The organism is Zoogloea sp., assembly GCF_041911615.1.
Taxonomy (GTDB): Bacteria; Pseudomonadota; Gammaproteobacteria; order Burkholderiales; family Rhodocyclaceae; genus Zoogloea.
Window position 1 is genome coordinate 46,724 of record NZ_JAYROR010000097.1, and the last position, 6,090, is coordinate 52,813.

The 6,090-nt window shown below is 65.0% G+C and carries 7 protein-coding genes; 1 reads left to right on the plus strand and 6 read right to left on the minus strand.

Features of this window, described 5'->3' with window-relative positions; all coding sequences use genetic code 11:
- Positions 1 to 8: 8 nt before the first annotated feature.
- From ACE3P2_RS11915 to rpmH, 6 genes are all read right to left on the minus strand, one after another.
- A complete protein-coding gene (locus tag ACE3P2_RS11915; protein ID WP_374264690.1) occupies positions 9 to 1,328 on the minus strand; it encodes a tyrosine-type recombinase/integrase in 1,320 nt (439 codons plus the stop codon).
- 344 nt (positions 1,329 to 1,672) lie between these two features.
- Complete coding sequence (mnmE, locus tag ACE3P2_RS11920; protein ID WP_374264692.1) at positions 1,673 to 3,022, minus strand: tRNA uridine-5-carboxymethylaminomethyl(34) synthesis GTPase MnmE; 1,350 nt, start codon at positions 3,020 to 3,022, stop codon at positions 1,673 to 1,675.
- Positions 3,000 to 4,643 (minus strand): membrane protein insertase YidC, encoded by a 1,644-nt coding sequence (gene yidC / locus ACE3P2_RS11925; RefSeq protein ID WP_374264694.1) that lies wholly within the window; start codon positions 4,641 to 4,643, stop codon positions 3,000 to 3,002. The genes mnmE and yidC overlap by 23 nt, the downstream gene beginning before the upstream one ends.
- A 60-nt stretch (positions 4,644 to 4,703) precedes the next feature.
- Positions 4,704 to 4,913, minus strand: a complete 210-nt coding sequence (yidD, locus tag ACE3P2_RS11930) for a membrane protein insertion efficiency factor YidD (protein ID WP_374264696.1) — start codon at positions 4,911 to 4,913, stop codon at positions 4,704 to 4,706.
- On the minus strand, positions 4,910 to 5,404 hold the full coding sequence (rnpA, locus tag ACE3P2_RS11935) for a ribonuclease P protein component (protein WP_374264698.1): 495 nt from the start codon (positions 5,402 to 5,404) through the stop codon (positions 4,910 to 4,912). Before rnpA ends, yidD begins: the two co-directional genes overlap by 4 nt.
- Complete coding sequence (gene rpmH, locus ACE3P2_RS11940) at positions 5,343 to 5,477, minus strand: 50S ribosomal protein L34 (protein ID WP_079434516.1); 135 nt, start codon at positions 5,475 to 5,477, stop codon at positions 5,343 to 5,345. Before rpmH ends, rnpA begins: the two co-directional genes overlap by 62 nt.
- Before the next feature lie 283 nt (positions 5,478 to 5,760).
- Here rpmH and ACE3P2_RS11945 point away from each other — a divergent pair.
- Positions 5,761 to 6,090, plus strand: a 330-nt coding sequence (locus tag ACE3P2_RS11945; protein ID WP_374264700.1) for a DnaA N-terminal domain-containing protein, incomplete at its 3' end; no start/stop codon positions are given.

A 6,090-nucleotide genomic window follows, 5' to 3' on the forward strand; every position in this document is an offset into this window, starting at 1 on the left:
GTGCTCTGTCAGGCGGCGTAGGCCTTCCCGAATCGCCCGATCACGACCTTACGGCCTTCCTCGATCTGGGTATTCACGAAGTCCGCCCACCATTGCAGCATCTCGCGCCGTTGCTCGGCGTACTGCGCCCGGTTGTAGATGCCGCGGATGCCCTTGGTTTCGTGCGCCAGCGCCTTCTCGATCCAGTCGGAATTGAAGCCGGCCTCGTGTAGGTGGGTTGAGGCGGTGCGCCGGAAGTCATGGATCACGAAGTCCTGTACGTCGTGTTCCAGGGTGCGCACGGCTACATTCAGGGTGCTCTTGGCGATGGGCTGTTTCAGGTCGCTGCGGCTGGGGAAGATCCAATCGGAACCGCTCGCCAACCCCTTCAATTCCTCGAACATCGCCAGGGCTTGACGGGATAGGGGCACGAAGTGCGGCTTGTCCTTCTTCATCCGTTCGCCGGGGATCGACCATTCCGCTTTCTCGAAGTCGATTTCCTCCCACTTCGCTTCGATCAGCTCGGACTTGCGAACCATGCACAGGATCAGCAGATGAAGCGCCAGCTTGTGCGCCCGCTTCATGGAGGATTGGTAGATCGCCCGCAGTAGCCGGCCCACTTCCTCCGGAGTCAGCGCCACGTCGCGGCTCTTGGCGCTGGCGATGAACTTTGCCTCGACTGCCGCAGCCGGGTTGAAGTTGGTCTTCTCCCGGGCGATGGCGTAGGCGAAAAGGCGCTTCAGGACATTGCGCGTCTGCAGGGCCATCTGGTCGGCGCCGCGGGCCTTGATCTTGTCCGTGATGGCCAGCACGTCGGAAACGGTCACCTCACTGACCTGCTTGCTGCCGATTGCCGGGATCACGTCCTTCTCGAGAATGCGCTTGATGTTGCGCGGGTTGCTGTTCGCCGGTTCGGCAATCTCGGCGTACCAGTGGCGGGCGAAGGATTCGACGGTATCACCGGCCAGGGCTTCGGCTTCCTTGGCCTTGGCTTTCTCCACGGCTCGCCAGCACCAGTTTTGCAGGAAGGCTTGAGCGATTTCCTTCACCTCTGGCTTGGTGTCCTCGGGGATCGGGTCACCACGCTTCAAGGCCATTGGAGATTGGCCACGCCCGACGAGTACCTTGCAGTCGTCGCGCCAGGTGCGGGCCTCGGCCAGGGAGTAAGTCGGGTATTCGCCCAGGGAGACCTTCTCCTGCTTGCTGCCGCGCCCGCCGATCCGGTAGCGCAGTCGCCAGACCTTCGCTCCGCCTGGCATGACTTCCAGGTGCAGGCCGCCTTCATCGGTTTCGATGTAGGGCTTTTCTCCCGGCTTGAGGTTTCGCAGCTTGGTATCTGTCAGCGCCATGATTCGTTCCCCCGCCTGTGTGTTCCCATGAAATTGGCGCCTGTGTTGGGAACACCAAAAACCTAGGGAACACATGGTTGAAATCCAGTAACAGCAAGGCTTTCAGTCATATCGAGCCCGCCTTGTGTGTCCGTGAATACCTGATTTCTCCGTCAGAAAAATAGGGATTGGGAACACCAGAGCGCAACCATGGGAACACGTCAGCACTTCATGGGAACACCCTTGGGAACACAATTTACCGGCTTCCCCCGGAACATACAAGTATGCTCAGGAACAAAAAAGCCCGCAGTTATGCGGGCTTCGAGAGGTTTGGCGGACGGCTTCGGAACGTGTCGGAAGCTAAGTTATTTTCCGATGCAGAAGCGCGAGAAGATCACCCCGAGCAGATCGTCTGGGGTGAATTCGCCGGTGATCTCGTTGACCGCTTCCTGGGCGAGGCGGAGTTCCTCGGCCATCAACTCGAGGGCGTGGCGGTTGTCGAGAGCCCGGCGGGTGCAGGCGAGGGAGGTGCGCAGGGCCACGAGGTGGCGTTCGCGGGCAAGGATGAGGTCTTCGCCGTGGCGATGCCAGCCGGCGACACGCAGCAGTTCGGCCCGCAAGAGATCGACGCCTTGGTCGGCTTTGGCGGAGAGGTAGAGGTTAACCGCGCCATCGGCTTCGCTCCGTTCGGGCGGACGGTTGGCGAGATCCACCTTGTTGAAGACGGTGATGCGCTCGACGCCGGCCGGCAGGCGCGCGTCGATGGCGGCGTCGGTGTCGGTGAGGCCGGCGCGCACGTCCACCAGACGGACGACCACGTCGGCGCGTTCGATCTCCTGCCAGGTGCGGGCGATGCCGATCTTCTCGACCTCGTCGTGGGTGTCGCGCAGCCCGGCGGTGTCGGTGATGTGGAGCGGGATGCCTTCGAGCTGGATCGTCTCGCGCAGGGCGTCGCGGGTGGTGCCGGCGATGTCGGTGACGATGGCGCGCTCTTCGCCGGCGAGGCGGTTGAGCAGGCTGGATTTGCCGACGTTGGGCTGCCCGACCAGCACCACGTGCAGACCGCTGCGCAGCAGGCTGCCCTGAGCGGCACGGTCGAGGAGGGCGGCAAGTTCGGTGGCGATGGCGTCGACGCGTTCGAAGGCGCGCGCCTCGACGAGGAAATCGACGTCTTCATCCGGAAAGTCGAGGGTGGCCTCGACGAGCATCCGCAGGTCGATCAGACGCTCGACGAGCGCGTGGACTTCCTTCGAGAAGCTGCCGGTGAGCGAACGCACGGCCGAGCGGGCGGCGGCGGCGGTGGAGGCTTCGATGAGGTCGGCGACGCTTTCGGCCTGGGCCAGGTCGAGCTTGCCGTTGAGAAAGGCACGACGGGTGAATTCACCCGGTTCGGCGAGACGGGCGCCGAGTTCGAGGCAGCGGGCGAGCAGCATCTGCATGACCACCGGGCCGCCGTGACCCTGGAGTTCGATGACGTCTTCGCCGGTGAAGGAGTGGGGCCCAGGGAAGTAGAGGAGGAGGCCTTCGTCGATCAGGTTGCCGCAGCCGTCGCGAAAGCGCGCGAACTGGGCCATGCGGGCCTGGGAGGCCTTGCCGCCGAAGGCTGCGGCAAGGCCCGATAGTTCAGGTCCGGAGATGCGGACCACGCCGATGCCACCGCGCCCGGGGGCGGTGGCGATTGCGGCGATGATCTCAGTTGGCGGCTGCTTTGCCACCGGCGTCGATCATCCGGTTGATCTGCCATTGCTGGAGGATCGACAGGGTGTTGTTGACCACCCAGTAGAGCACCAGACCGGCAGGGAACCACAGGAACATGAAGGTGAACATGATCGGCATCAGCATCATGACCTTGGCCTGGATGGGATCGGGCGGGGCCGGGTTGAGGCGGGTCTGGATGAAGCTGGTGGCGCCCATGATCAGCGGCAGGATGTAGTACGGGTCCTTCACCGACAGGTCGTGGATCCAGCCCAGCCACGGCGCGCCGCGCATCTCGACGACACCCAGCAGCACCCAGTAGAGGGCGATGAACACCGGGATCTGGATCAGGATCGGCAGACAGCCGCCGAGCGGATTGACCTTCTCGCGCTTGTAGAGGTCCATCATCGCCTGCTGCATCTTCATCTTGTCGTCGCCGTACTGCTCCTTCATGCGCTGCAGGCGCGGGCCGAGGGTCTTCATCTTGGCCATCGACTTGTAGCTGGCAGCGGACAGCGGGAAGAACAGCGCCTTCAGGGCGATGGTCACGAGGATGATCGCCCAGCCCCAGTTACCGGTGAGCTTGTGGAACCATTCGAGCACCCAGAACAGCGGGGCGGCGATGATGGTGAGCCAGCCGTAGTCCACCACCAGATCGAAGCCCTTGGCGAACTTCTCGAGGCGGCTCTGCTCCTGCGGCCCGGCGTACAGCGGCACCGACAGGGTGGCGCTCTGGCCCGGGGCGACGGCCGGCACCGGCAGGATCACGCCGGCGGAGTACAGGTTGGAGCTGACCTGGTTGGCGAAGTATTCGCGTTCGCCGGTTGCGGGTGCCCAGCCGGCGACGAAGTAGTGCTGGACCATCGCGGCCCAACCGTCGGCCGCCTTCGAGACAAACTTGGCCTTCTTGGCGGCGATGTCGTCGAAGCTGACCTTCTGGTACTTGTCGGCTTCAGTGTAGAACGCCGGGCCAGTGAAGGTCTGCACGCCGAAGCCGCCTGGCTGCTCGGCCGGCTGGCCGTCGCGGGTGAACTGGAAGTAGGCGTGCGGGGCGATCGGGGCGCCGCTGCCGTTGGCGATCTCGTAGCTCACCTCAGCCTGGTAGCTGCCGCGGTGGAAGGTGATCAGCTTGGCGACCTTGACGCCGTCGGCGGTGGCGGGCGCGTCGAGACGCAGGGTCACCGCATCCTGGCCGTCCTTCAACTCGACGTTCTGGGCGCCGAGGGCGAAGAGGGTCTTGTGGTTGGGCAGGCCGTTGCCGATCAGGCCGGTCTGGGCCGAGTAGGTGTGCTTCTCGCCGTTGTCGAAGAGCACGTAGTTGCGGCTCTTGTCCTCGGTGGCCTTGTGCTGGGTGAGCTCAAGGCGGACGATGTCGCCGCCCTGGGCCGACACTTCGGCGATCAGCAGGTCGGTGCGGATCGTGGCCTTCGGGGCGGGCGCGGCAGCCTGGGTGGCGGCGGGCTGGCCGGGCACCGCAGCGGCGCTGGTGGCCGACGGGGTCGGCGTCGGCACGCCGGCCGACTGGCTGGCGGTGGCAGCGGGCGCCTCCACCTTGGGATTGGTGTGCTTCTGCCAGCCCTCCCACAACATGACCAGGGAGAACGAGAAGACGAGAAGGAGGATCAGGCGACGGTTGTCCATCGGAGTCAGTGTCAGGAAGAGGTGGGCGGGAGCAGGCGGAGCGGGCTGCGTTTGAGGAGCTCAGGGTACCGGATCGTAGCCGCCGCCGCTGAACGGATGGCAGCGGCACACGCGTCGGGCGGCGAGCCAGCCGCCCCGCACGGCGCCGTGGCGCTCGACGGCTTCGACGGCGTACTCGGAACAGGACGGCACGAACCGGCAGTTGCGACCGAGCATCGGGCTGATGGCGTAACGGTAGCCGCGCAGCAGTGCCAGCAGGACAGCTTTCACGGCCTGGCCTTCGGCTTCGGCAGGCGGCCGAGCAGGTCGATCATCTCTTCGCGCATGGCCCGTCTCGTCACGTCGTCAAGCTTGGCCGACAATCGTAACACCAGATCGTAGGGCGGCAAGTTTGCCCGGGCGTGACGGAACACGTCGCGGCCGATGCGCTTCACGAGATTGCGCTGCACGGCGCGCTTGGCGAGCTTCTTGGCCACGACCAGCCCGAGGCGCGGCGTGTCGCGGTCGTTCGGGCTGTAGTGCAGTGCGAAGTGGGCGCCGCGAAGCACCCGCCGAAAAGCAAAAACGGATGAAAATTCATCCGTTTTGTGCAGTCGCAATGACGAGTCGAAGCCGAATCCAGCCGGGTTTGCAACTTCCGCTGCCGCACGATCGCCGGCGTCGGAAGGGGCCGCGGTGGCCAGGCTTGCCTCGGCGGCCTTAGACGGCGAGACGATGACGGCCCTTGGCGCGGCGAGCGGCGATGACCTTGCGACCGCCACGGGTGGCCATGCGGACCAGGAAGCCGTGGGTGCGCTTGCGACGGACGACGGACGGTTGGTAGGTGCGTTTCATTTTGCGTGCCCGGAAAGTTGAGTCAAACGCGTAATTTCATACGTTAACCCTCTGTTTGTCAAGCGCCTTTGATGGATGGCAGCGGGCGGGCGGGTTTTGGACTGGGTGGGCGGCTGTTTCGAGCTGTGGATAAGTGCTCTCCGCGCAGGTACAATACGCGTTTGGCCGCACGGCGCCGCGCGTGATTCCAGCCGGCCCGAAGACCGGCCGGCGCCCGTGTCGGGATTTCGCCGGCAACGCGCATCGGCGCGCCGCGCGCCGTCGAACAAGACCACCGTACATCGTGTCAGAAGCCTCCTCAAAGTCCCAATGCGCTGCGTTCTGGACGCATTGCCTGAGCTGCCTGGAACAGGAACTGCCCGCCCAGCAGTTCAAGACCTGGATCCTCCCCCTGCGCGCCGAAGCGTTGCAGGACGAGGATGCGGCCGGTCTGCGCCTGGTGGCGCCATCCAACTTCCATCGCCAGTGGCTGCGTGACCGCTATCTGCGGCGTATCGAGGAGCTGGGCGAGGAATACTTCGGCGGCGTGCCGGCGATCGAGGTCGGGCTGGCGCCGGCCGGTGGCCTGCGGCGTCCCGCCCAGACGGCTGCCGCGCCCGCGGCCGCCCCTGTC

Bases quoted from the DNA above. Each gene is read 5' to 3' on its own strand.
- ACE3P2_RS11915 (WP_374264690.1), bottom strand. From the start codon at position 1,328: ATGGCGCTGACAGATACCAAGCTGCGAAACCTCAAGCCGGGAGAAAAG.
- yidC (WP_374264694.1), bottom strand. From the start codon at position 4,643: ATGGACAACCGTCGCCTGATCCTCCTTCTCGTCTTCTCGTTCTCCCTG.
- rpmH (WP_079434516.1), bottom strand. From the start codon at position 5,477: ATGAAACGCACCTACCAACCGTCCGTCGTCCGTCGCAAGCGCACCCAC.